Source organism: Clostridium pacaense (assembly GCF_020709765.2).
GTDB lineage: Bacteria > Bacillota > Clostridia > Lachnospirales > Lachnospiraceae > Enterocloster > Enterocloster hominis.
In genome coordinates this window covers 653,890-678,780 of the sequence record NZ_JAJFEB020000001.1, presented here as the reverse complement: position 1 = coordinate 678,780, position 24,891 = coordinate 653,890, and the positions used below count along the sequence as shown (strand labels likewise).

Below are 24,891 nucleotides of genomic sequence, written 5' to 3'. Positions count from 1 at the left end.
GAGGAAGGATACATGAAGGATGATGTGGGAAAATGGAGGGCTGCGGGCGGATTGGTACCGGCCATTTTAGTTCCGGTTGTCCTGGTCCTGGCTGTTTCGCTTCTGCTTAACGGCTGTGGGGGACGGCCGGAAGCCGGAACAGGGAAGGCGGATGCCGGGGCAGGGGAAGTGGTCATCTGGTCCTACTATGAGACAAAACAACAAAAAGAAGGTCTGGACCGGCTGGTGGAAGGTTTTAACAACCGGCAGAAGGACTATGTGGCCCGGTGGGAGTACCAGGGGCCTTCCTCGGAGTTTAAAAAACTGCTTTCCATCGGTGTGGCGGAGGGAAGCCTGCCGGATGTTGTCATCATTGATAATCCGGACATGAGGAAATATGTGGAGCTGGGCATTTTCGAGGATATAACACGGACCGTGGAAGCGGATTATGACCTGACGGAATTTTATCCCGAGGTCATCTCATCCGTGCGGTATGACGGCAGGTATTACGGGGTGCCCTTCTGCTGCAATAATGTGGGCCTTGTGTATAACAAGGACATGTTCCGGGAGGCGGGGATGGAGCCGCCGGGGAACTGGGAGCAGTTCCTCCATGCGGCAGAGGTGATGACCACAAAAGAACGGTATGGTTTTGCCATGTCCGCAATACTGGAAGAACAGTCCTCCTTCCAGCTGGCCCCATGGCTCCTGTCCACAGGTGAGGACATGGAGGATCTGGGCGGGGAAGGGACGGTGGAGGCCCTTTCCATGATTAAGGAGATGGTGGATAAGGGGTATATGCCCAGGGACTGCATCAACTGGTCCCAGGTGGACGTGGCCAGACAGTTTGCGGCGGGGAAATGCGCCATGATGGAGAATGGTCCATGGGCCCTTCCTCTGGTGGAGGAGGCAGGAATCGATTACGGGGTGGTGACACTGCCTGTGGATGAGCGGAGCATCGTGGTAACCGGAGGAGAGAACTTCGGGATCATCAAAGGAAAAAACGTGGATGGGGCCATGGCGCTGCTGGCCTATTATTATGAAGATGACGTGATGCTGCGGCTCAATGAACAGATGTATGCCCTGCCTCCTGTGAGGCGGCTGGCCGTAAGGCTTCAGGAGTCCAATCCTGCCTACCAGGTGTTTGCACAGCAGATGGAGCACTGCATCACCAGAAGCGCCTATCTTTACTGGCCAAAGATAACAGGGGTTTTATCGGAAAGCCTGTACGGGGTAATCGTGGGTGGGACATCGCCGGAGGAAGCGGCAGATGACATCCGTGACAGGATACAGGCATGCATGCAGGAATGAATTTTCAAACACGCTTTAGGTAGAGAAAATTAAAGAGGGTGGATAATTTTAAACCGTTTTTTTGCCGGATTTAAAATATGTCCACCCTCTTTAATATTTTCCCCTAACAAACAACAAGACCTCCTCTTATAATGAAATCACCAAAAGCAATACAATATTGAGAGGGAGGTTTTTAGAATGAAGAAACGGTTCGTCAGTACATTATTATGCGCAGCCATGGCTGCTTCACTGGTTACGGGATGCGGTTCGGGGACGGCGTCCGGCGGCGGAAACACACAGGCTGCAGCGGATACGGGCAGCAAAAAGGAAGTGGTCATCTGGGATTATTTTGAGACGGATGCCCAGAAGGCAATGATGACCACCTTACTGGACGGATTCAATGCATCCCAGGATGAATTCGTGGCAAGCCATGTGTACGTGCCATTCTCTGATTATGAGAAACAGCTTACTTTGGGAATCGCGTCAGGAGAGCTTCCTGACCTGGTCATCCTGGATGGCTGCTCCATGGCGTCCTTTATCTCTTTGGGACTGTTCGGCGACATCTCGGATGCCGATATTAAATGGGATGAATACATAGCCGGACCAATGGAATCCACCATGGCCGACGGCAGGCATTACGGCATCCCGTTCGCAACCAACTGTACGGCCCTGTTCTACAATAAGGATATGTTTGACGCGGCCGGGCTTGCATACCCGGATGAGAATACCACATGGGATGATTTCCACGAGATGGCGAAAGCCCTGACCAAGGATGGGGTAACCGGTTTTGGTAATGCGGCCACCAACACGGATGAGGGTACGTTCCAGTGCCTGCAGTGGCTCTATACGGCCGGAGGAAGCTATACCGACATCAAGGGCGGCACCGAGGCGTATGAACTGATGCAGGAAATGATTTCAGACGGTTCCTGGACCAAAGAGGTGGTCAACTGGACACAGTCGGATGTTAACAACAACTTCATTGCAGGCAACCTGGCCATGCAGCAGAACGGACCATGGCAGATCCCCGGCATAGCAAAGGATGCCCCGGACTTAAACTACGGCGTGACCGTGCTTCCGAAAAAGGACGCCGCAAGCGGGCAGGCCACCTCTATCCTGGGCGGCGAGAACATGGGCGTGGTTGCAAAGGACGACACAGCGGGCGCGGTTGCATTCCTCAAATACTATGACCAGACCGATGTGATGGTGGAAGCCATGAAACAGTACGGCTCCTTCCCTCCAAAGACAGAAGCCGCCAAGGACGCATACTGGACCGAGGATCCGGTCCAGGCAGAATTCATCACCCAGCTGGAGACATCCATACCAAGAGGACCGTCCGCATCCTGGCCATCCTATTCATCCGCAATCCAGAAGGGCTTCCAGGAAGCGCTTACCATGGCAAAGACACCTGAACAGGTGGCAGAGGATACACAGGCCGCAGTGGATGCTGTTAAGTAGGGAAATGGCGCGTTCATAAAGACACATGTTTAAAAGAAAATGGCTTTCATGCCAGGGCGTGTTTGAAAATTGCTTTCCGTCAGCTGTGCAGATAGCGGGATGAATGACCAGACACGCCCTGGGGCGCCGCGGATGACGCGGCGCCGGTACGGTTCACGGGCCGCCGGTACGGTTCACGGGCCGCCGGTACGGTTCACGGACCACTGACACGATTCACGGGCCACGGCCTGTTTTATGTCCGCCCCCACAGGGGGCGCAGGTGTGTTTGGACATTCATTTCCATAAACAGGGCAGCTTGGCTTGTGGGAAGCAATGTTTAAATACACCGCCAGATGGAGAGGGAGGATCCGGATGAAGGGAAATAAGAGAATGGACACGGCTGCCAAGATGGGCTTCCTGTTTGCAGTCCCGGCAGTGCTGTATATGCTTGTGTTCATCGGCTATCCGATGATACAGAATATCATACTGAGTTTTAAGAATGTGGATGTTTACACATTTTCAGATGCCACAAAACAGAATTTTGTAGGGTTCCGTAATTATATGGAACTGTTTACAGGAAAGAATTCCATCCTGTCAAAGGCCATCATGAACACCCTGGTTTTTACGGTGGGATCGATTTTTTTCCAGTTCATCATTGGCTTTGGCCTGGCCCTGCTGTTCAATAAGAAATTCCCCGGCTGTTCCTTTTTCCGCGGCGTGACCATGATATCCTGGCTTCTGCCCGTGACGGTTGCCGGGCTTTTATTCAAGTTCATGTTTGCCAGCAGCGGAGGCATCGTCAACCAGTTCCTTATGGGGCTTGGGCTTGTAAAGGAACCCATGGACTGGCTTTTAAAGCCGGGCCTTGCCATGACGGCGGCAGTGGTGGCCAACATATGGATTGGAATCCCGTTTAACATGATGCTTCTCATCACTGGTCTGACCACCATTCCCGGAGATATATACGAGAGCGCCAGCCTGGACGGGGCGGGCAAGCTCCAGACCTTGTTCCTGATTACCATTCCCATGATCAAACCGGCCATCATGTCGGTACTGACCCTTGGCTTTGTATACACCTTCAAGGTATTCGACCTTGTATGGGTAATGACAAAGGGCGGGCCGGTCAATTCCACGGAGCTGGTGTCCACCTACGCCTACCGTCTGTCCTTTGAGGAATTCCAGTTCAGCCAGGGCGCGGCTGCCGCCAATGTGCTGTTTTTAATCCTGCTGGTGGTGGGATGTTTCTATATTAAGACAATCAGCGATGATGAGGTGATGTGATATGAAGAAAGAGAATAGGAGTAAACTGATTTCATTCCTGTTAGGCGGTCTGGTGTTCCTGATTTTTATTTTCCCGCTGTACTGGATGATTGTCACTGCCCTTAAGACCCAGGTGGAGATATTCTCCATACCGACCCCGCTGTGGCCAAAGAACCTGACCTTTGAGGCGTTTGCCAAGCAGCTGTCCACTTCAGGGGATACCCTGAGGGGATTTAAGAACAGCCTGATCATATCCTGCGGCGCGACGGTCATTGCAACGGTGCTTTCGATTCCGGCTGCTTACGGCCTAGCCCGGTTCCGGTTCGGGGCCAGGAGGGGACTGGTGCTGTTCTTCCTGATTACCCAGATGCTTCCATCCACCCTGGTACTGACCTCCCTCTACATCATGTTCTCTAAAATGCATCTGCTGAACACATACTGGGCGCCCATCCTGGCCGACGCCACCCTGGGCATCCCCTTCAGCATCATCATCCTGCGCACGTATTTCGTATCCATACCAAAGGAACTGGATGAGGCGGCCAAGATTGACGGCTGCGGCCATGTGTCTGCATTTACAAAAATCATGCTGCCCATTGCCAAACCGGGAATCGTGGTTGCAGCCGTGTTCTCATTTGTATATGCATGGGGCGATCTGATTTACGGCATCACCTTCATCACGAACCCCAATATGAGGCCCATTACCTCCAGCATCTATAATTATGTGCAGCAGTACCAGACCTTGTGGAATTCCACCATGGCATTTGGGATCATTGCCATTTCGCCGGTGGTGCTGATATTCATCTTCATGCAGAAGTACATTGTAAGCGGACTGACCAACGGCGCGGTGAAGGCGTGATGGACCTGCGGGAATTAAAAACAAAAAAGGAGAGGGATAATGAAACTGCATCCGGTAGATTTAAAGAAAATACATATCAATGACCCATTCTGGTCAAAACATGTTTCCCTTGTAAAGGAGGCGGTCATCCCCTATCAGTGGGATGCCATCAATGACAGGATAAAGGACGCGGAGCCAAGCCACAGCCTGATGAATTTCAAGATTGCGGCGGGCCTGTGCGAAGGGGAATTTTACGGGGCCGTGTTCCAGGACACGGATGTGGCCAAATGGCTGGAGGCAGTGGGGTTCGCCCTTGCGGCACAACCGGATGAGGAGCTGGAGCGCACCGCGGACCAGGTCATTGACATCATTGCAAAGGCCCAGTGCCCGGATGGTTACCTGAACACCTACTTTACCATCAGGGAGCCGGAAAAACGCTGGAGCGATTTGTGCGAGGGGCATGAACTGTATACGGCAGGCCATATGATGGAGGCGGCCGTGGCCTATTATATGGGAACGGGCAAAAGGAAGTTCCTGGATGTGGTGCTGCGGTTTGCGGATCTGATCTGCGATACCTTCGGCTTTGAGGATGGTAAAATCCATGGATACCCCGGCCATCAGGAGGTGGAGCTGGGCCTGATCAAGCTGTATCAGGTGACAGGGGAATCCAGATACCTGGAGCAGGCAAAATACTTCATTGACGCCAGGGGCGTGGGGGAGAACTATTTCCTGAAGGAACTGAACCGCCCGGGATTCCGGTACATTTTCCCGGAATTCAAGGATTATGAGCCAATCTATTCCCAGTCCCACCTGCCGGTCCGTGAACAGAAGACGGCGGAGGGCCATGCGGTGCGGGCCATGTACATGTACAGCGCCATGGCCGACCTGGCTGAGGCCTGCGGGGACGATTCCCTGATGGAGGCCTGCCGCATCCTGTGGGACAACATGACCCAGAAGCGCATGTATATCACGGGCAGCATCGGTTCATCCGGTATCCTGGAACGGTTTACCACGGATTACGACCTGCCCAATGACTGCAATTATTCGGAATCCTGCGCATCCATCGGCATGGCCATGTTCGGTCAGCGCATGGGCAACATCACCCGGGAGGCAAAATACTATGACGTGGTGGAGCGCGCCCTGTACAACACGGTGCTGGCAGGCATTGCCCTGGACGGAAAAAGTTTTTTCTATGTCAATCCCCTGGAAGTGTGGCCGGATAACTGCCTGCCCCGCACGTCAAAGGAGCACGTGAAACCCATCCGCCAGAAATGGTTCGGCGTATCCTGCTGTCCGCCCAATATTGCAAGGACGCTGGCGTCCATGGGGCAGTATATCTATGGCGTGGACGGGGAAAGCATCTATGTGAACCTGTTCATTTCCAATGAAACCACGGTGGATATGGGCGGCAGGGAAGTATCCGTGACCATGGAGACCAGGTTCCCGTGGAAGATGGAGGTGGACATTACCTTAAGGGGAGTGCCTGAAAGCGGCATGAAGCTGGCTGTAAGGATACCGGATTATGCCGGGAATTTTGCGGTAAGGTATGTTGGGGATGCAGGGCAGACAGATGGATATGGCCCTGCATTGGTCCGGGAAAAAGGCTATGGAATCATTTCCCTTACAGGGGATGTGTGCCTGCATGTGACATGGGACGCGCCGGCCAGGTTCGTGCACAGCAATCCGCTGGTCCGGGCCGACAGCGGCAAAGTGGCCCTTGTCCGAGGCCCCATCGTATATTGTCTGGAGGAGGCTGATAACGGCTCCAACCTGGCGGCGGTTTATGTGGATCCCGGCACTCCCGTGGCGGAGGAAGAAAAGGATTTGTTCGGAGGAATCATCGGGCTGTCCTTTGCCGGTAAGAAGATATCCGGCTGTGAATGGGGAGGGGACGAACTCTACGGCCTGCACCCCGTCACCTGGGAGGACGTGAAGCTGAAGGCGGTTCCCTATGCCTGCTGGAATAACAGGGGAGTGGGGGAAATGGTTGTGTGGATGAAGGAGTTATTTAAAATGTAATTGAATCGATTGGATTGTTATAAAATGCCGGAGACTCAAAAAGATTGGGACTCTGGCATTTTTAAGTTTGGATTATGGATGTGGAAATATTTCGTGAAATCATCATAGTCATCATAGACATGTTTCTGCTTTAGGGATATGATTAAGATACCATTGCTTCCCTTTCCTCAATCATGGCAGATTGTATGATTCATCTGCGAAAAAGGAGTCTGGAATGATGAATGCCCTGACAAAGAAACTATTAGCCCTATTCCTTCCGGGGCTGGCCTGCATGAATTTATTATCATGCTGTTCTGCCCCGGCTGCCCCGGATTATTCGGACGAAGCAGCACAACCGGCTGACATGCATACCATAGATACCATGGATGAAGCCCGGGAAGCCAGGAAACGATACAAAGCCTTTCTGGAACAGGAGGATATGTATGCACTTACTGCCACTGCAGCATATCCGCGGGGAGACAGCCGTGCAAAATATGCAATTGGTGACTGTACCGGAGATAATGTGCCGGAACTCCATTTGACCTTTGGGACAAACTATTACATTTATACATACCGGGATAAGGAGGTTGTACTTCTGCGGGATTTCTCCCGGTATCCCCTGGTAATTCCGGCTGAAAATGGGGCAATCATAGTATCGGAACGCTCTGAAACCGGAGATGATACCATCCAGTCCAGCTATCGGATACCACAACCGGATGACCCTTTTGCCGAAACATTGCGGGTAGAAGGAAGCAGGGATTATTATGGTTACCTGGTACTTGATGAATACGGCTATCCAATGGATTCCAAATCCCAGTATTTTACCAGTACCTATCAGGGAAATCAAAGTGATGGGAAGTATCTTTATCATATGAATGAAAAGGAATGTACAAAGGCAGAATGGGAAAAAGAAGTGGGAATCTGCCTTGAAATCATGGAAGATGAGTCAAAACAGATGGCATGGGAGTATATTTTCCCCAAAGAAGAATGGGACTATTTAGATGCCATGGAAGAAGGAAATGGTGTCCAGGAGGATATGGACAGCGGGGAATGGGCGTTCTATCAACGGCTGCTATCCGGTGAATATCAATGGTTTGATGCGGCATCCCAGTCCAGGTTCCATTCCAGATATATGGCCAGTCTGGATGAAACTACCGGAAGAAGTAACTTAAAATATATTTTGATGGACTTTAATGGCGATGGCAGCCAGGATTTATTCATCCAGTATGATCCATCCCCTGCGAATTATACCACAGCTGACTTTTCCTATGAAAACGTAAGCAGATGCATCGGTTTTTTCAGCTATGCAGATGGAAACCCCTATGGATGGATCATCGATGGAGCTACAGGCGTACGCTTCATACCACTGCGGAATGGACAGATGATTCATATGGAAGGTTATGCTGTTACAGAAGACCTTTATCTTGGCGCGTCCCATTCCAGATACTCCGGCTTGAGTGAAATTGAAAAAGCATATCACCTGGTATATGTAGATCTTTCTAACGAAGATTACTTTTATGACAGGGATTGGTACGAAAATTCATATGGTAAGGACAGGGTGTTCCATCAGGGTGAGACCCTTCATTTTGTGCAGGAGTATATGGATGACCACCCTGCTGGCGGACAAAAAGAACTTTCAGAAGAAGAGTGGGCGGCTGTTGAGGAAATGATTGGGGAACTTCTGATTCCAGACAGTGAATGGAAACCAGCTTCCGTATTTCCTCCCAACCGTTACCCGGCCGGTTTTTCTCAGGGATGAGGGGAGGGAGTGTCTGATTCCTTATCTTTGTATACCCAAATGCCTTGACTTCTGTTTACAACCATAATAAAATAAAGAATGGATGATTTTGGGCGTACTTCCAAGGTACGTCCTATTTTACACAATGGAAAACGGAGGACGAACATTTTGTCAAAGATAGATAGCCAGCTGGCAGAAGAGATAAAAAAGCGGAGGACATTTGCAATCATATCCCACCCCGATGCAGGTAAGACCACACTGACGGAGAAGTTCCTGCTGTACGGAGGCGCCATCAACCTGGCCGGTACGGTCAAGGGGCGCAAGGCAGCCAAGCATGCTGTTTCGGACTGGATGGAGATAGAGAAGGAGAGAGGTATTTCCGTCACCTCTTCAGCCATGCAGTTTAATTATGAGGGATTCTGCATCAATATCCTGGATACGCCGGGGCATCAGGATTTCTCAGAGGACACATACCGTACCCTGATGGCGGCTGACTCGGCAGTCATGGTAATTGACGGTTCCAAGGGTGTGGAGGCCCAGACCATCAAGCTTTTCAAGGTCTGCGTCATGCGCCATATCCCTATCTTCACATTCATCAATAAGTTTGACCGTGAGGCCAGGGACCCATATGAACTGATGGATGAGATTGAAAATGTCCTGGGCATCCGCACCTGTCCCGTAAACTGGCCCATTGGCTGCGGCAAGAATTTTAAAGGCGTATATGACCGCTTTACCAGGAAGATAACCACCTTTACGGCTGCCATGGGCGGCGCCAAGGAGGTTGCAAGCCAGGAGTATGGGCTGGATGACGGGAACCTGGAGGATGTGATCGGTTTTTCCTACCATCAGCAGCTGATGGATGATATCGAGCTGCTTGACGGGGCCAGCGACGAGATGGACATGGAACGTGTACAGCGGGGCAACCTGTCTCCTGTATTCTTTGGTTCTGCTTTGACAAACTTCGGTGTGGAGACATTCCTGGAGCATTTCCTCAAGATGACCACCCCGCCCCTGTCCAGAAGGACGCTGGATGGGGAAATCGACCCATTCCGTCCGGATTTCTCGGCCTTTGTGTTTAAAATCCAGGCCAATATGAACAAGGCCCACAGGGACAGGATTGCGTTCATGCGTATCTGCTCCGGCAAGTTTGAGGCGGGGATGGAGGTCAACCATGTCCAGGGCGGCAAGAAAATCCGCCTGACCCAGCCCCAGCAGCTCATGGCCCAGGACCGCAAGATTGTGGAGGAGGCATATGCAGGGGATATCATCGGCGTGTTTGACCCGGGCATCTTCTCCATCGGCGACACGCTGTGCAGTTCCAGTGAGAAGTTTGAATTTGAGGGCATCCCTACCTTTGCGCCGGAGCATTTTGCAAGGGTGCGCCAGGTGGACACCATGAAGCGCAAGCAGTTCATCAAGGGCGTGAACCAGATTGCACAGGAGGGCGCCATCCAGATATTCCAGGAATTTAATTCCGGCATGGAGGAGATCATTGTGGGCGTGGTGGGCGTGCTGCAGTTTGAGGTGCTGACCTACCGCCTCCAGAATGAATATAATGTGGAGGTCATACTGGAGAAGCTTCCATTTGAGCATATCCGCTGGGTGGAGAATCCGGGCCAGGTGGATGTGGCAAGGATCCAGGGCACTTCTGATATGAAGCGTATCAAGGATTTAAAGGACAATCCCCTGCTCCTGTTCATCAACAGCTGGAGCGTGGGCATGGTCCTGGACCGCAATCCGGGCCTTGAACTCAGCGAATTTGGCAGGGCATAATATGAGCATGCCCTATTAGCGGTATGTGGATTATCATGAAGTATTCCGGTCCATCGTACCGGGGAAAGCAGGAGGTATCTGACATGAGTAAGATTGACGTTGTAAGGGCCGCCATGGTAGAAGCCATGAAAGCCAAGGACAAGGCAAGGAAGGATTCCCTTTCCATGCTGCTGTCAGCACTGAAGAATGCCGAGATAGATAAAAGGGAGCCTCTCACGGAGGCGGAAGAAAATGCAATCGTGAAAAAGGAAATCAAACAGACCCAGGAAACCTATGACCTGGCTCCGGCTGACCGTGAGGACATCCGGGGGGAGGCTGCTGCCCGTCTGGCCGTTTACAGGGAATTTGCACCGGCTGACATGAGCGTGGAGCAGATCACCCAGGTCATCCGGTCCGTACTTGACGAACTGGGCCTGACCGAACCCACGGCCAAGGATAAGGGCGCCATCATGAAGGTGCTGATGCCCAAGGTAAAGGGCAAGGCGGACGGCAAGGTGGTCAATGAGACCCTGGCCTCCATGCTTAAGTAGGAAGGCAGATATTGTTATGACCTGTAAAATATAATAACGCGGAGCCGTCTTCGCGGATGAAGGAGATTTGACATGGATTACAGAAAAGAAATTGAAGGATTTATGGATGCCCACAGGGATGAGATGATTGAGGATATCTGTACGCTCTGCAGGATTAACAGCGAGAAGAAACCCTATGTGGAGGGAAAGCCCTATGGGGAGGGAACATTTGAAGCCCTGAATGCAGCACTTACCATGGCTGAGGGATATGGATTCTCCATCAACAATTATGACAATTATGTGGGGACAGCCGACTTAAATGACAAGGAAAGGCAGTTGGACATCCTGGCCCACCTGGATGTGGTCCCGGCAGGAGAGGGCTGGGTGGAGACAGCGCCCTTTGAACCGATGGTAAAGGACGGTAAGCTTTACGGACGCGGAACCGCGGATGACAAGGGTCCGGCGGTGGCAGCGCTTTATGCCATGAGGGCTGTTAAGGAACTGGGAATCCCGCTGTCAAAGAATGTACGCCTGATCCTGGGCACGGATGAGGAGTGCGGAAGCTCTGACATTGAATACTATTACGGCAGGGAGAAGGAAGCGCCCATGACATTTTCACCGGACGCTGAGTTCCCTGTAATCAACATTGAGAAAGGCCGTCTGGAGGGACATTTTAACGCATCCTTCCAGGCCTCTGAGGCAGTGCCCAGGCTTGTGAAGGTGGAAGCCGGAATCAAGGCCAATGTGGTCCCAGGCAAGGCAAAGGCAGTGGTGGAGGGCGTTGACCTTGCAACACTGGAAGGGACTGCCAGGGAAGTGGAAGCAGGGACAGGGGTATCCTTTGGCTTTGAAGGCAATTTCCCTGTAATACAGATTACGGCCCAGGGTGACGGCGCGCATGCATCCACGCCTCAGGAGGGCAGGAATGCGCTGACCGCACTGCTCTTATACCTGACCCGTCTGCCTCTTGCGCAGTGCCCGCAGATGGACGCCGTAGGCGCCCTTGTGGAACTGTTCCCTCATGGCGACACCTGCGGAAAGGCTGCCGGCATTGCCATGGAGGATGAGCTGTCCGGTTCCCTGACCCTGGCATTCAGCATGCTGACCGTATCCTCAGACAGCCTGGAAGGCGTATTCGACAGCCGCTGCCCAATCTGCTCCAATGAGGATAATGTGCTGAAAGCGGTTAAGCAGAACATGGCTGCCAAGGGCCTGACACTGGAAAATGAAACCATGGTCCCGCCTCATCATGTGGACGGCAACTCCCATTTTGTCAGGACACTTCTGGCCGTATATGAGGAGTACACCGGACTTAAGGGAAGCTGTGAATCCACAGGCGGCGGCACATATGTACATCATCTGGAGAACGGAGTGGCATTTGGCGCGGCGCTTCCGGGAACCGATAACCATATGCATGGCGCGGATGAGTTTGCGGTTGTGGATGAGCTGCTGGTGAGCGCAAAGATATTTGCACAGGTCATCGTGGAACTGTGCAGCTAGTGTGCTGGCACGATGACTTCTGGTAAAACTCCGCAGGATATTTTTCTGAGGGTGCAGGTCAAAAAACGGAGGCGTAGCGGGCTACGCTGAGTATTTTTGATTTGTGCTATCAGGAAAATAGACAAGGAGGTTTGCCTGAATGTCATCGTGTCAGTACACTAGTTTTAAATACTAAAATATATGCATGATCATGACCCCCTTGCTGACTGGATGACTGGACCTGATGACCGGATTGATATGGATTCATGGAAAGGAGAAAGCAGCATGGGCGGTTTAATCGGATTATCGGGACAGCCCTTTAAAGGTATGGAAAACAGCCTTTTGCGGCTGTCCCGTCTGCGTGGTGCGAAGGAAGGAAATCTGCAGGGGCAGGATGTACTGGGACAGAAATCACAGGGGCAGGATGTACCGGGAAAGAAAGTACAGGGGCAGGATATGCCGGGGCAGAAGGTACAGGGGCAGGATGCACTGGGACAGAAAGTGCCGGGGCAGAAAGTAAACGGTGAGATGTCTGAGACAGAAGGCAATGCCCGGACGGACCGGTTCCAGTGGTCCGGGAATAGGGGACTGCCTGAGGATATGCTGTCCGGGAACCTGATGGGAAGCAGTGGGAAGACATTGGATGAATCCGCTGTGAAGGCTGGTGTGATCCAGGTTTCTACACAATCATCGTTCCAGGTATCCAAACAGTACGGCAAGATGGCATCTGCCCGTTCCACCGCCCAGGTACAGCAGGTCATGGGGGATATACAGCAAAGCATCATACGTCTTAAGACAGCAGCGGTATATGGTGATGATGAGCAGAGGGTTAAAGCCGCCAGGGCTGTCCGTTCCCTTCAGCAGCTGTTGGGCAGAGGCGGCAGGAAGCTAAGGCGGTTAAACCGGGAAAAGCTGAAGCAGTGTGCGCAGAAAAAGGCGCAGAAGCAGAGGGAAGAGCGGAAAAGCCGCAGACTGAAGCTGGAATTAAAACGCATGCGTTCAGCTGGAAAAGGAAGTGATTATACCCTGGTGCAGGAGGGGATGGCGGATGAGGCATATATCCGTGGTTACCGCAGATACAGGATGGCAAGGGATGCATACGGCCAGCCGGTTCCGGGGACAGGGAACATGACTGCCCCGGTATTGCCCGGCGGCATGGGCAATGGCATTGACAGTGGTATGGGCAGCAGCGTGGGCAGCGGCGTGGCAGCTGAAAGCGGCGGGGAAATCATTCAGGGAGAGGTTGTGGTTTCCAGCGATTCCTCCTTATAGGGAAATGGGAGCCGCTGTGTCATGGGGCAGGCAGGAAGAAGATGGAGGATGTAAAGACGGGTATGAAAATGATGAAATTATTGCCGGTACTATTAGCTGCAGCTATTGTCATGACAGCGGCGGCTGGCTGCGGTTCCAGGGATGACAGCCAGGCAGTAAAGGAAACTGAGGCAGGGCCTGCGGTCACGTCTTCCCCGGCAGCCAATCCGGCCGGTGGGGCAGGGGATGGATCCGGTGAGGAAGATGGGGCTGGGAATGCAGATGCAGCCAATGGGGCAGATAAAGCCGGAGCAACAGATAAAACTGAAACGGAAGATAAGACCAAGGATACGGATCCATCCGGCCAAACAGGAGAAGGCGGCGCGGAGGAGGCCTACAGCAGGATACCGGATCCTCCCGCATCAGACGGAAGTAAGATACTTTTCGTGGGCAACAGCCATACCTACACCAATGACCTTCCCGGCATGTTCTATTCAATGGCAGAGGCAGGGGGACACAAGGTAGACGTATACGACCTGACGGAAGGCTACTACACGCTTAAGATGTACTCTGATCCTGAGGATGAACTGGGAAGCGTGCTGACGGATGCGCTTAAGGGTGAAAGCTGGGATTTTGTTGTATTACAGGAGAATACCAATGCCTCCATTGCCCTCAATGCAAAGAAGGATATGTATCCATACGCCCGCCAACTGGATGGGATGATACAAAAGGCAGGCGGACAGACCGTATTCCTGATGACCTGGGCGCCAAAGGACGGGGCCGGCGTCCTCAGCCATGAGATGGTACAGACCCAGCTGTCACTGGGATACAGGACCATTGCTGAGGAACTGGATGCACTGCTGATTCCCGGTGGGGAAGTATTTGAGGCAGCAAGGAAGCAGGCGGAAGGCCTGGAACTGTGGGGTGAGGACGGACAGCACCCATCGGAGGAAGGCACATATCTGGCCGCATGCTCGGCTTACGCGCTGCTGTTCCAGGAGTCGCCAGTGGGCAATTCATTTGTGTCGGACCTGGACCAGGCAGTGGCAGGGGAACTGCAGGAAATTGCAGATGCTTACATACTGGGTACAAAAAAGTCTTGACAAATGAGTATGAGTGATGTATCTTCTTAACTAAGACAAATCCTAGTTGATTAATAGAGAATAAGTACAGGAGGATCTTATGAATCAGTTCAAAGCCATGCAGATGAATATGGATATGATGAACGGCATGTACATGATGATGTGCTGTGTATCCGCATGGGCAAAAAACTGAATGTAAGTTTCATCTGTATGGATTGTGATTAATTGAGATTGAGTTGCATTGAGGAAAATGCTTCGAGGCCGCAAGTCCGTGCAGGACGTGCGGCTTTTTTGGAGTGCAGGCGGTCCACAAGGTCAGGATCCAGATGAACGAAAGAAAGGAAATGAAATCATGGAAGAGAACAGAGAAAATCCCATTATCCGGCTGGAAGGGCTGGGTAAGCAGTTCCAGACATCCGGCGGTCCGGTCACGGCGCTGGAGGATATCAACCTGGAGATACGCTACGGGGAGGTATTTGGAATCATCGGACTGTCCGGGGCCGGCAAAAGCACCCTTGTACGCTGCATCAACTATCTGGAGGTGCCCACATCGGGCAAGGTAATATTCGAGGGAGAGAACCTGTCAGCCATGAAGGACAGGGAGAAGCGCCTGGCAAGACGCTCCATGGGAATGATATTCCAGCAGTTCAACCTTCTGGCCCAGAGGAATGTGCTTCAGAATGTGTGCTTCCCGCTGGAGATATCCGGGGTATCCAAATCAGAAGCAAAAAAACGGGCGGAAGAGTTACTGAGGCTGGTGGGGCTTGAGGACAGGATGAAGGCATATCCGGCCCAGCTCTCAGGCGGCCAGAAGCAGAGGGTGGCGATTGCACGTGCCATGGCCACCAACCCCAAGGTGCTTCTGTGTGACGAGGCAACCAGCGCCCTGGACCCCAACACCACCAAATCCATCCTGGAACTTCTTAAGAAGATTAACCGGGAAATGGGAATCACGGTGATTGTCATAACCCATGAGATGGCTGTAATCGAAGCAATCTGCGACAGGGTGGCAATCATTGACCACAGCCATATTGCGGAAGTGGGAAAGGTGTCTGAGATATTCTCAGGACCCAAATCAGATATCGGCCGCCAGCTGATCCTGGGGGATGTGGGAGCCCAGGGAACCAGCTTCGGACAGTCCCGGCAGATCCGCATTATCTTTGACGGAAGGGAATCCTCGGAACCCGTCATCGCCAACATGGTCCTGGCGTGTAAGGTCCCGGTCAATATCATGCATGCGGACACCAGGGATATCGAAGGAAAAGCCATGGGCCAGATGATCATCCAGCTGCCGGAGGACGAGACGGACGCCGGAAGGATCTGCAACTATTTAAAGACAGCCCACGTGGCATTTGAGGAGGTGCGTTAAGATGCAGTTTGATTCAACAACCATTAACATGCTCATAAAGGGAATTGGGGAAACATTCTATATGGTGCTGCTGTCCTCTGCCCTGTCCTATATCATAGGCATTCCGCTGGGAATTGCACTGGTCGTCACGGACAAGGACGGAATCAGCCCGGTTCCTGTTTTCAACAAGGTTCTTGGAGTGGTAATCAACCTTCTGCGTTCCGTGCCTTTCATCATCCTGTTAATCATGGTAATCCCCATCACCAGGCTGATTGTAGGTAAGATATATGGCTCCAACGCAACCGTTGTCCCGCTGGTGATTTCAGCATCCCCTTATATTGCGCGCATGGTGGAGTCTTCCCTGAAGGAAGTGGATGCAGGCGTCATCGAGGCGGCCAAGTCCATGGGGGCCTCCACCTGGCAGATTATCGTGAAAGTCCTGCTGCCGGAGGCAAAGCCGTCCCTGTTGGTGGGGGCAGCCATTTCCGTGACAACAATCTTAGGATATTCTGCCATGGCGGGATTTACCGGCGGCGGCGGACTGGGAGATATCGCTATCCGCTATGGTTACCATCGGTACCAAACGGATATGATGCTGGTGACCGTAGTGCTTTTGGTCATCATCGTACAGCTGATTCAGGAGATATTCATGCGCATGTCCAGGAGAAGCGACAAGAGGATCCGATAGGTTTTAAAGGAAGTCAATCCGGCGGAACAACTGTGTACTGCCGTTGCCGGAATGATCCGGCAACGAAGGGAACACCTGCCGGCTGATGATAAAATGCCCGTAAAGGGTAAATAAGGGGGCAGCCCCGAAATGAGGAGGAAATCATTATGAAGAAGAGAGTATTAGGCGCAGCCGTACTGGCTGCAGCACTGGCAGCAGGGGCACTTACCGCCTGCTCAGGAACTGCAAAGGAAACCACGGCAGCTGAGACAGCGGCAGGGACATCAGCAGAAACAACAGCAGCCGGAGCAGACGCGCAAACCACTGAGGCAGGTTCTGAAGCAGCAGATACCACAGCTGCCGCGGACCTTCAGAAAATCATTGTAGGCGCAAGCCCTGCACCCCATGCTGAGATCCTGAATGCAGCCAAGGAAGTGCTGGCATCCAAGGGTTATGAGCTGGAAATCGTTGAATACACGGACTATGTACAGCCGAACAACGCACTGGACACAGGCGACCTGGATGCAAACTATTTCCAGCATAAGCCATACCTGGATTCCTTCAATGCACAGAACGGAACTAAGTTAGTCAGCGCAGGAGCCATCCACTATGAGCCGTTCGGCATCTATGGCGGAAAGGTGTCTTCCCTGGATGAACTGCAGGACAAGGCAGCCGTGCTGGTACCTAATGATGTGAGCAATGAGGCAAGGGCGCTTTTACTTCTGGAAGCTCAGGGCTTAATCAAGCTGAAAGAGGGCGTGGGCCTGGAAGTAACCAGGAATGACATTGTGGAGAACCCGAAGAATCTGGAAATCGTGGAGATGGAGGCGGCGCAGCTTCCCCGTTCCCTTCCGGATGCGGATATTGCTGTCATCAACGGCAACTACGCAATTGAAGCAGGGCTTAAGGTAAGCGATGCACTGGCAACCGAAGACTCCCAGTCCCTGGCAGCAACCACTTATGGAAACATTGTGGCTGTAAAAGAAGGCGAGGAAAACAGCGATGCCATCAAGGCGCTGGTAGAGGCGCTGACCAGCCCGGAGGTAAAGCAGTTCATGGAGGAGAGATACGAAGGGGCAGTTGTTCCTCTGTTCTAAACCAACCTTATAATATGTGGTGTGTAAGCCGTAATCCGCCGGGACAGGTTCCCGGCGGATTGTATTTTTTTGTAAGTTATGATATACTCTTCACGTATGATTGGACCGGATTGTACCGGCATAAGAAAGGGGACTATACATGGATTACGGACATGGTAATACCAGCCAGTCAGGGGAAGGCAGTACCCCTGATTCAAATAGGACAGACAGAAACCAGGCACCCAATGAACCGGTGGTCGTGGCGGAACAGCCGGCATGTCCGGTGGATCCCGGCACGGATGACAGCGGCAATGGATGGAGCCAGCCAGGTCCCCGTGGATATGAGGAAAGCGCTTGGAGCCAGCCGGGAGAGGTGCCGCCCCGGCAGGAAATCTGGAGCCGCCCGGAGGACAGGCAGAATTGCCCGGAGGACAGCCGGAACCGGAACAGTTCCAGCGGGCAGTCTGATGGCCCTTGCCAGTCAGGCGCACTGGATCAGGGAAGGAACCAGGACAAAGGACAGCCGGAACATAAGCCGGAGTACAAGACAGCGCCTCCTTCCTATTCAGGACAGGCCGGGAACCAGTATTACGGGCAGGGAAGTGCAGGCCGGTCACAGAACCGCTCCCAAAGCCAGTATCAGGGGCAGGATGAATATCAGACCCAGTATCAAACTCAGTATCAGACCCAGACCAGCGGCCGGAACCAATATCAGAAACCGTCTGAAGAAAAGAATGGGATGGCAATCACTTCCCTTGTCATGGGAATCCTGTCCCTTGTCACATGCTGCTGCGGTTGGATTGCACTTGTGCTGGGGATTCTGGGCATCATATTCGCCATCTTATCAAGGGGTGAAGACAGTATGTGCAGCCAGGCCAAGGCGGGATTGATCCTTTCCATAATAGGCGTTTCAATTGCAATCCTTGTAATCCTTGCATATATTGGGCTGCAGATGTTATCCATCATTCCGGATACGTTTTAAACCGTTGTCCTGGTCCGTGTCCTGAAAATCATCCTGAACCGGATCCGGGATTCTAATACCCGTAACGGCTGCATATATAAGTAGTAAGAAGCTGCCGGAGGGATAGTTACGCGAATTTATGATCTCAAACAGAAAGAAGTTATTAATGTGAAGACCTGCAAACGTCTGGGGTTTGTGGGGGATGTGGATTTCGATATGGAGACTGGCTGCATGCTGGCCCTTATCGTACCCGGTCCCGGATGTATCTGCGGTTTCCTGGGCAGGGAAAAAGAGTATATAATTCCCTTCTGTGATATCTGTCAGGTTGGAAATGATATTATACTGGTGGATATAAAAGAAAAAGATGTGTCGGAAAATATAAAATGCTGAATCCCGCCGCCAGGCACAGAACCATCTGATGTCTGGCGGTATTTGCATGAAAGGGAGGAGTGGCCGGCAGGATTCATCCTGCCGGCCGGTTTGTGAGAAAAAGTTGTATGAAAAGCATTAGCTTTTTTACATTTTCAAGGATACATAAAAAATGTGATGATTCTATGTGGAAAATGTGAAAAAAATGTGAAGCTGCATTAGAGTATGTCTATATGCTGGGATTCCCACACACGCCTATGAGGGCAGGCACCCCTGGCGCCGCCATCACTGCGTAGATAAAGGGGCGGTTCAGTATCATTTCCCCTGACGCTTCCCCTGGAAGGGAACCGTCCAGCGGGGGGATGACAAGGCAGGAGGCGGCATTGATGCCATTTTCATCCATCCGGATGCCGGATGCCTGGCTAATGCCTGACAGGCAGGCGGGGCTGTCAGCAAGGCCGGAAAAATCAGCCTGGCCCGGTGTAAATACCTGACTTACCCCAAGATCTTCCAGGATTGGACGCAGTTCCAGACAGGTGCCGTATTGGAATTTGGGGATGTTTAAGGTTATCCGCCCATAAGGTTCATTGATAATATGCCCGAACATCTCCGCCATCCGTTCCTCAGATGACAGCAGGGCCTGAGGGGTAAAGCCCTCATCAGGCAGTACGAGGATCAGGGTACTGTTTTCTTTCAGGGAAATGACGGCCCTCATGAATCCCTGACCATGGTAGTAGCTGCAGTTCCTGCTGTCCGTCATATATTCACATGTGACTGCCTGGCCGTCCGCAGGATGGAATTGGCCGGATACATTCTTTGAACTGTCAAAATGAAATACCCACTGGCTGCTGTAGGACATGGTATCCAACATGTGCATGGTTTCATCCTGCGACAGTACAAGCCCGGGGGAAATGCCCTGGTTTCCATGATCCATCAGCCAACGGTTCATGACTGCGGCTGAATTGGCATGGGTCAAATCCATGCGGAAGACATCGGAATGGTATTGCTGTTCAATCATCCTTCTGAGATTGGCATCCAGGGGACTTCCATCGTTCAGCCACATGGAACTGACTGGTTTAATCATGCTGGCTTCGTTGTCACGGTACATGAGCCTGTACAGGCTGCCGCATTCAGCCGCCATCCGGCTGGCATCCTGTCCGGGGGATGTGAGCAGTCCGTATAACTGGTTCCTGGTACTGCCGCCCGCGGCCTGGGCCGTCAGGGCCAGGGAGTAGTAGAGGCTGACTGGCGAGTAACACTGGTTTACCTGGCTGTCCTTTAACACGGCGGAGGCTGTCTTGTATGAAAAGCTTGTGATTCCGGCCAGGAATCCATCGCTCAGCGTGCTGTTTTGCTGGATGGCCCGCTGGCTTCCGGCATCGCCATAGGCAGCGGCAGCCGGACGGGCGGCAAATGCCTCCTGGCGGTAAGGGATGCCAGCCTCCTGCTGTACCGGAGGACGGCCGGAACCGGCAGCGCCAGGTCCGGCTTCTGCTGATACGGGAATGGCGGGGATGAGCATAAAAGAGACGGCCAGAAGCCCGGCCGTCATTTGGGTAATTGTATTCCTTATCATATTGCAATCCCTCCTGACATGATGGTAACAGGGTTCTTATAATATCATTGTATCAGATTCAGGAGGAGGGCGTATTTCATTTTCCTTAATTAAATCATACAAAAACCGCATTGCATATGGCACGGCTGCAGGAACAGGCAAATGACCAGAAAAGCGGCGGGCCGGATTACAGGTTCCTGTGGATGGTTTCCAGAATCCCGCGCAGTTCCCCCACATCAATCTGCCCGGGTGCCGAGGCCCCGCCCGCAGAGCCGAAGGTCAGGCAGGAACCAAAGACCTCGCCGCTTAAACGGCTGATGAGCCCGGTGCCTTTCATGGACATGGAAATGACCTGGCAGGAAAGTGTGCGGGAAGCTTTTTCCGTGGCTGACAAAAGGGTCAGTACATCGCTGGCCGAACCCGGCATCACGGCAATCTTGGCAATATCAGCGCCCAGGAAGTCCATCCGCTCCAGACGTTTTAACAGCTCCTTTTCATCGGGCGTTGCGGTAAAGTCGTGGTTGGAGAGGATGACGCCCACGTTGTTTTCGTGGGCCAGCCTAATCAGGTCCCGGACCGCATGGTCATCGGAAAACAGCTCTATGTCCACCAGGTCGGCTGAGCCGGAACAGATGGCGCGTTCAAGGAGGGTCCGGTAATCGGCCGCGGATGCAGGCAGGTTCCCGCCCTCCCCATGGGTCCGGAAGGTAAAGAGCAGGGGAATCCTGCCAAGGGTCCGGGCCAGGACGGGCATCACCCTGTCAACGGCGCCGGGGTCCAGTATGCCGACATACCAGTCAGCCCTCCACTCAGCCACATCCACAGGAAGGGTGGTAAAACGTCCGGCTTCCCGTATAAGGGAATCAAAGCCGGTTTCCACCAGAGGCGCGCATATCTTGGGAATCCCTTCCCCCAGTATTACATCTTTTATCTTCACATTATTCATATGGAACCAGCCTTTCTATGTTCTGCTATGGGTCTTATTATAAAACGGGGAGGGAGATTCGTCCATACAGTTATGAAAATAAATACAAAGTCCTTGCGATTCATAGATGATTCGGTTAAAATAAATGCAGCACGAAAGCCGTGAATAGAGGAAAGGAAGTATTGAACAGATGAAATGCCCTTATTGCAACGAATCAGATACAAAGGTTATCGATTCCAGGCCTGCCGATGACAACAGCTCCATCCGCAGGCGCCGCCAGTGTGAGAGCTGCGGCAAGCGTTTTACCACATATGAGAAGCTGGAGACCATGCCCTTAATGGTGATTAAGAAGGACGAATCCAGGGAGACGTATGACCGCTCCAAGATTGAAGCCGGAATCATCCATTCCTGCCATAAGCGTCCCGTGTCCACTCAGCAGATCAACACGGTGATTGACGAGATTGAAAACCAGATATTCAACATGGAGGAAAAGGAAGTCCCCACCTCTGTCATCGGTGAGCTGGTCATGGAGAAGCTTAAGATGCTGGATGAGGTGGCATATGTGCGTTTTGCTTCCGTATACAGGGAATTCAAGGATGTGAACACATTTATAGATGAGATTGGAAAACTGCTTAAAAAGTAGACAAGGAAGGATTAACGCGGATTATGCTGGAAATGTTTTATCCACAGCGGTATGAGGTTTCTGCCTATGTGATTCCATATGCCCATTACCATGCCCAGGGAATCAGGGGCGTCATATTTGATATTGATAATACGCTGGTTCCCCATGACGCGCCGGCTGATGACCAGGCCAGGGAACTGTTCAGGCATCTTCATGAGATGGGGATGGATACCTGCCTGCTGTCCAATAATAAGGAACCAAGGGTCAGGGCCTTTGCGGAGGATGTGGGTTCTGCCTATATCCATAAGGCCGGGAAGCCGGGGACAGCCGGTTATGGGAAGGCCATGGAGCGCATGGGCACGGACCGGGAGAGCACGCTTTTTGTGGGGGACCAGCTGTTTACGGATGTATATGGGGCCAACCGGGCTGGTATCCTGAGTATTTTAGTGAAACCCATCAATCCAAAAGAAGAGATACAGATTGTCCTGAAACGGTACCTGGAAAAGCCGGTACTGTATTTCTACAAAAAGCACCGCCGCAGGAAGCCATGAGGCAGGCGCCGGACCGTGACAGATCATGTTATTATCATAGAATGAACAGCAGGGAGCGAGACGGAAAATGGACGGAAAGACAAGAGTATGCGGACTGATAGCAAACCCGGTGGAGCATTCCATGTCACCACTGATGCAGAATTTTTATGCGGAGCGCACGGGCGTGAACCTGGCATATGTGCCGTTTAAGGTGGAGGATGAGGGGGTAGGCGATGCGGTCAGGGGTGCATTTGCCCTGAATATCCTGGGATTGAACGTGACGGTACCCCACAAACAGCGGGTGATGGAGTACCTGGCGGATATTGATGAGGATGCCCGGGCAATCGGCGCTGTCAATACCCTGGTGCGGGTACAGGACGGGTATAAGGGTTATAATACGGACGGTGCAGGTTTAAAACGCGCCCTGGATACGGCTGGTATCGGGATCTGCAATGAAAACTGCATCCTGATTGGGGCGGGAGGCGCTGCCAAGGCCGCCGCTTATGTGCTGGCCAGGGGAGGCGCCAAGTCCATCTTCATACTGAACCGGAGCCAGGAAAAGGCCGGTGAGCTGGCGGATTATATCAACGGGCTGATGGGCCGCGCCATAGCGTCCGCCCTGCCGCTTGACGGATATGGTGCCCTGCCCCGGATAAGGTCCGGTTATCTGGCGGTACAGTCTACCAGTGTGGGCATGTATCCCCATGGGGACCAGGTGGTGATAGAGGACCCGCGTTTTTATGAGCTGGTCCACACCGGTGTGGATATTGTGTACACACCTGCCAGGACCAGGTTCATGGAACTGGTGGAGGAAGCTGGAGGCAAGGCGGTTAATGGCCTGGATATGCTGCTGTACCAGGGAATCATTGCTTATGAACTGTGGAATCCCCAGGTGCGGGTGGATGAGGAAAGCATATGCATGGCAAGGCGGTTGATTGAGGAACAGCTGGCCGGGGCCAGGTCCAAGCACAACCTGATCCTCATCGGGTTCATGGGTGCGGGAAAAACCAGTGTGGGACTGGCCTATGCCAGGCAGTACGGAATGCCCATCATTGACACGGACCAGAGGATTGAGGAGGCCGCGGGCATGGCCATTGCGGATATATTCGCCACCCAGGGCGAGGATGCGTTCCGAAAGCTTGAGACAGGGGTCTTAAACCAGCTTCTGGCCCACACGGACCATGCCATCATATCCGTTGGGGGCGGACTTCCCCTGCGGGAGGAAAACCGGGCCCTTTTAAAACAGCTGGGCTGCGTGGTCTATCTGGATGTATCGCCGGAGACCGTGATGGAGCGGATTGGAAGGGATGTGTCCGACCGTCCCATGCTTCAGTCGGAGGATGTGGAGGGAAGGATCCGCGAACTGCTTTCCTACCGGCGCCCGGTCTACGTGGATGCCTCCCATTTGATTGTGGATGTAAACGGCCGGAAGGTGGAGGAAATTGTGGGGGAAATCCATAAAAGGGCAGGGATTTAGAAGAAATTTGGAGAAATTTACACTGCCAATAAAAAAAACCTTGAAAATGCTGTCTACATAGTATAGAATATAAAAGATTAAAGACTTATTGGGCGCTGTGTCTGGCGCCGTGAACGAACTCAAGGAGGAATATCTTTATGATATCAGCAGGTGATTTTAGAAATGGTGTTACACTGGAAATTGATGGACAGGTTGTTCAGATATTGGAATTCCAGCATGTTAAGCCAGGCAAGGGCGCTGCCTTCGTGCGTACCAAACTTAAGAATGTAATCAACGGAGGCGTTGTGGAGCGCACCTTCCGTCCAACAGAAAAATTCCCGGCAGCAAGGATTGACAGGGTTGACATGCAGTACCTTTACGCTGACGGCGAGCTGTATAACTTCATGAACCAGGAAACATACGACCAGGTAGCGCTGAACAAGGATATCATCGGTGACGCCCTGAAGTTCGTTAAGGAGAATGAGGTATGTAAGGTTGTTTCTTACAACGGCAGCGTATTTTCCGTGGAGCCGCCCCTGTTTGTAGAACTGGAGATTACCGAGACAGAGCCTGGATTCAAGGGTGATACGGCACAGGGCGCCAACAAGCCTGCCACCGTGGAAACCGGTGCGACCGTGTATGTGCCTTTATTCGTGGAGATTGGCGACAAGATTAAGATTGATACCAGGACCGGCGAGTATCTCTCACGTGTATAATGGTCTGTAGAGAAAGAGCTTAAAGATTGCTCCGGCGTCAG

Annotated in this window: 22 protein-coding genes; 20 read left to right on the top strand and 2 right to left on the bottom strand. The window is 52.4% G+C overall.

Features of this window, described 5'->3' with window-relative positions; all coding sequences use genetic code 11:
• Positions 1-12: 12 nt before the first annotated feature.
• The 16 genes from LK536_RS32735 to LK536_RS32660 all read left to right on the top strand — a co-directional run bounded on the left by LK536_RS32735 (position 13) and on the right by LK536_RS32660 (position 19,067).
• Entirely contained in the window at positions 13-1,287 is a 1,275-nt protein-coding gene (locus tag LK536_RS32735) for a sugar ABC transporter substrate-binding protein (RefSeq protein ID WP_227795054.1), read from the top strand.
• Between the two features lie 177 nt (positions 1,288-1,464).
• Positions 1,465-2,721: an extracellular solute-binding protein gene (locus LK536_RS32730; protein WP_008724857.1), complete on the top strand. Its 1,257-nt coding sequence runs from the start codon at positions 1,465-1,467 to the stop codon at positions 2,719-2,721.
• A gap of 351 nt (positions 2,722-3,072) precedes the next feature.
• Entirely contained in the window at positions 3,073-3,981 is a 909-nt protein-coding gene (locus LK536_RS32725; RefSeq protein ID WP_227795053.1) for a carbohydrate ABC transporter permease, read from the top strand.
• Between the two features lies 1 nt (position 3,982).
• On the top strand, positions 3,983-4,816 hold the full coding sequence (locus tag LK536_RS32720) for a carbohydrate ABC transporter permease (protein WP_008724861.1): 834 nt from the start codon (positions 3,983-3,985) through the stop codon (positions 4,814-4,816).
• A gap of 39 nt (positions 4,817-4,855) precedes the next feature.
• Positions 4,856-6,814, top strand: coding sequence for a glycoside hydrolase family 127 protein (locus LK536_RS32715; RefSeq protein ID WP_227795052.1), 1,959 nt, complete (start codon positions 4,856-4,858; stop codon positions 6,812-6,814).
• 271 nt (positions 6,815-7,085) lie between these two features.
• Positions 7,086-8,552, top strand: coding sequence for a hypothetical protein (locus tag LK536_RS32710; RefSeq protein ID WP_227795051.1), 1,467 nt, complete (start codon positions 7,086-7,088; stop codon positions 8,550-8,552).
• A gap of 147 nt (positions 8,553-8,699) precedes the next feature.
• Positions 8,700-10,304, top strand: coding sequence for a peptide chain release factor 3 (locus tag LK536_RS32705; RefSeq protein ID WP_008724866.1), 1,605 nt, complete (start codon positions 8,700-8,702; stop codon positions 10,302-10,304).
• Positions 10,305-10,387: 83 nt separating this feature from the next.
• Positions 10,388-10,834, top strand: a complete 447-nt coding sequence (locus tag LK536_RS32700) for a GatB/YqeY domain-containing protein (RefSeq protein ID WP_008724867.1) — start codon at positions 10,388-10,390, stop codon at positions 10,832-10,834.
• A gap of 72 nt (positions 10,835-10,906) precedes the next feature.
• A complete protein-coding gene (gene pepV, locus LK536_RS32695) occupies positions 10,907-12,313 on the top strand; it encodes a dipeptidase PepV (protein ID WP_227795050.1) in 1,407 nt (468 codons plus the stop codon).
• 210 nt (positions 12,314-12,523) lie between these two features.
• On the top strand, positions 12,524-13,564 hold the full coding sequence (locus tag LK536_RS32690; RefSeq protein WP_506092063.1) for a hypothetical protein: 1,041 nt from the start codon (positions 12,524-12,526) through the stop codon (positions 13,562-13,564).
• Between the two features lie 68 nt (positions 13,565-13,632).
• Complete coding sequence (locus LK536_RS32685; RefSeq protein ID WP_506092062.1) at positions 13,633-14,646, top strand: DUF4886 domain-containing protein; 1,014 nt, start codon at positions 13,633-13,635, stop codon at positions 14,644-14,646.
• A gap of 331 nt (positions 14,647-14,977) precedes the next feature.
• Positions 14,978-15,994 (top strand): methionine ABC transporter ATP-binding protein, encoded by a 1,017-nt coding sequence (locus tag LK536_RS32680; RefSeq protein ID WP_040382320.1) that lies wholly within the window; start codon positions 14,978-14,980, stop codon positions 15,992-15,994.
• A gap of 1 nt (position 15,995) precedes the next feature.
• Complete coding sequence (locus tag LK536_RS32675) at positions 15,996-16,661, top strand: methionine ABC transporter permease (protein WP_025482246.1); 666 nt, start codon at positions 15,996-15,998, stop codon at positions 16,659-16,661.
• A gap of 146 nt (positions 16,662-16,807) precedes the next feature.
• Positions 16,808-17,737 carry a MetQ/NlpA family ABC transporter substrate-binding protein gene (locus LK536_RS32670; protein WP_227795047.1) on the top strand — a complete coding sequence of 310 codons (930 nt, stop codon included), beginning with the start codon at positions 16,808-16,810 and terminating at the stop codon, positions 17,735-17,737.
• A gap of 139 nt (positions 17,738-17,876) precedes the next feature.
• Positions 17,877-18,698 carry a hypothetical protein gene (locus LK536_RS32665; RefSeq protein WP_227795046.1) on the top strand — a complete coding sequence of 274 codons (822 nt, stop codon included), beginning with the start codon at positions 17,877-17,879 and terminating at the stop codon, positions 18,696-18,698.
• 102 nt (positions 18,699-18,800) lie between these two features.
• Positions 18,801-19,067, top strand: a complete 267-nt coding sequence (locus LK536_RS32660; RefSeq protein WP_120058343.1) for a YlmC/YmxH family sporulation protein — start codon at positions 18,801-18,803, stop codon at positions 19,065-19,067.
• A 208-nt stretch (positions 19,068-19,275) separates the two neighbouring features.
• Here LK536_RS32660 and LK536_RS32655 read toward each other — a convergent pair whose 3' ends face one another.
• The gene (locus LK536_RS32655) at positions 19,276-20,622 is read right to left on the bottom strand and encodes a serpin family protein (protein ID WP_227795045.1); all 1,347 of its coding nucleotides are present in this window, start codon (positions 20,620-20,622) and stop codon (positions 19,276-19,278) included.
• Between the two features lie 166 nt (positions 20,623-20,788).
• The gene (gene aroD / locus LK536_RS32650) at positions 20,789-21,547 is read right to left on the bottom strand and encodes a type I 3-dehydroquinate dehydratase (protein WP_025482242.1); all 759 of its coding nucleotides are present in this window, start codon (positions 21,545-21,547) and stop codon (positions 20,789-20,791) included.
• Between the two features lie 169 nt (positions 21,548-21,716).
• Here aroD and nrdR point away from each other — a divergent pair, with 169 nt between their 5' ends.
• The 4 genes from nrdR (at position 21,717) to efp (ending at position 24,850) form a co-directional block, all read left to right on the top strand.
• The gene (gene nrdR, locus LK536_RS32645) at positions 21,717-22,169 is read left to right on the top strand and encodes a transcriptional regulator NrdR (protein WP_008724885.1); all 453 of its coding nucleotides are present in this window, start codon (positions 21,717-21,719) and stop codon (positions 22,167-22,169) included.
• A 23-nt stretch (positions 22,170-22,192) separates the two neighbouring features.
• Positions 22,193-22,699, top strand: coding sequence for a YqeG family HAD IIIA-type phosphatase (locus LK536_RS32640; RefSeq protein ID WP_008724887.1), 507 nt, complete (start codon positions 22,193-22,195; stop codon positions 22,697-22,699).
• Positions 22,700-22,766: 67 nt separating this feature from the next.
• Complete coding sequence (gene aroE / locus LK536_RS32635; protein ID WP_227795044.1) at positions 22,767-24,155, top strand: shikimate dehydrogenase; 1,389 nt, start codon at positions 22,767-22,769, stop codon at positions 24,153-24,155.
• A 137-nt stretch (positions 24,156-24,292) separates the two neighbouring features.
• Positions 24,293-24,850, top strand: coding sequence for an elongation factor P (gene efp / locus LK536_RS32630; RefSeq protein ID WP_008724890.1), 558 nt, complete (start codon positions 24,293-24,295; stop codon positions 24,848-24,850).
• Positions 24,851-24,891 lie beyond the last annotated feature (41 nt).

Bases quoted from the DNA above. Each gene is read 5' to 3' on its own strand.
- LK536_RS32725 (WP_227795053.1), top strand. From the start codon at position 3,073: ATGAAGGGAAATAAGAGAATGGACACGGCTGCCAAGATGGGCTTCCTG.
- nrdR (WP_008724885.1), top strand. From the start codon at position 21,717: ATGAAATGCCCTTATTGCAACGAATCAGATACAAAGGTTATCGATTCC.
- aroE (WP_227795044.1), top strand. From the start codon at position 22,767: ATGGACGGAAAGACAAGAGTATGCGGACTGATAGCAAACCCGGTGGAG.
- LK536_RS32700 (WP_008724867.1), top strand. From the start codon at position 10,388: ATGAGTAAGATTGACGTTGTAAGGGCCGCCATGGTAGAAGCCATGAAA.
- aroD (WP_025482242.1), bottom strand. From the start codon at position 21,547: ATGAATAATGTGAAGATAAAAGATGTAATACTGGGGGAAGGGATTCCC.
- LK536_RS32655 (WP_227795045.1), bottom strand. From the start codon at position 20,622: ATGATAAGGAATACAATTACCCAAATGACGGCCGGGCTTCTGGCCGTC.
- LK536_RS32665 (WP_227795046.1), top strand. From the start codon at position 17,877: ATGGATTACGGACATGGTAATACCAGCCAGTCAGGGGAAGGCAGTACC.
- LK536_RS32730 (WP_008724857.1), top strand. From the start codon at position 1,465: ATGAAGAAACGGTTCGTCAGTACATTATTATGCGCAGCCATGGCTGCT.
- LK536_RS32735 (WP_227795054.1), top strand. From the start codon at position 13: ATGAAGGATGATGTGGGAAAATGGAGGGCTGCGGGCGGATTGGTACCG.
- LK536_RS32680 (WP_040382320.1), top strand. From the start codon at position 14,978: ATGGAAGAGAACAGAGAAAATCCCATTATCCGGCTGGAAGGGCTGGGT.
- LK536_RS32720 (WP_008724861.1), top strand. From the start codon at position 3,983: ATGAAGAAAGAGAATAGGAGTAAACTGATTTCATTCCTGTTAGGCGGT.
- LK536_RS32710 (WP_227795051.1), top strand. From the start codon at position 7,086: ATGAATTTATTATCATGCTGTTCTGCCCCGGCTGCCCCGGATTATTCG.
- LK536_RS32685 (WP_506092062.1), top strand. From the start codon at position 13,633: ATGATGAAATTATTGCCGGTACTATTAGCTGCAGCTATTGTCATGACA.
- efp (WP_008724890.1), top strand. From the start codon at position 24,293: ATGATATCAGCAGGTGATTTTAGAAATGGTGTTACACTGGAAATTGAT.
- LK536_RS32715 (WP_227795052.1), top strand. From the start codon at position 4,856: ATGAAACTGCATCCGGTAGATTTAAAGAAAATACATATCAATGACCCA.
- pepV (WP_227795050.1), top strand. From the start codon at position 10,907: ATGGATTACAGAAAAGAAATTGAAGGATTTATGGATGCCCACAGGGAT.
- LK536_RS32670 (WP_227795047.1), top strand. From the start codon at position 16,808: ATGAAGAAGAGAGTATTAGGCGCAGCCGTACTGGCTGCAGCACTGGCA.
- LK536_RS32640 (WP_008724887.1), top strand. From the start codon at position 22,193: ATGCTGGAAATGTTTTATCCACAGCGGTATGAGGTTTCTGCCTATGTG.
- LK536_RS32690 (WP_506092063.1), top strand. From the start codon at position 12,524: ATGACTGGACCTGATGACCGGATTGATATGGATTCATGGAAAGGAGAA.
- LK536_RS32675 (WP_025482246.1), top strand. From the start codon at position 15,996: ATGCAGTTTGATTCAACAACCATTAACATGCTCATAAAGGGAATTGGG.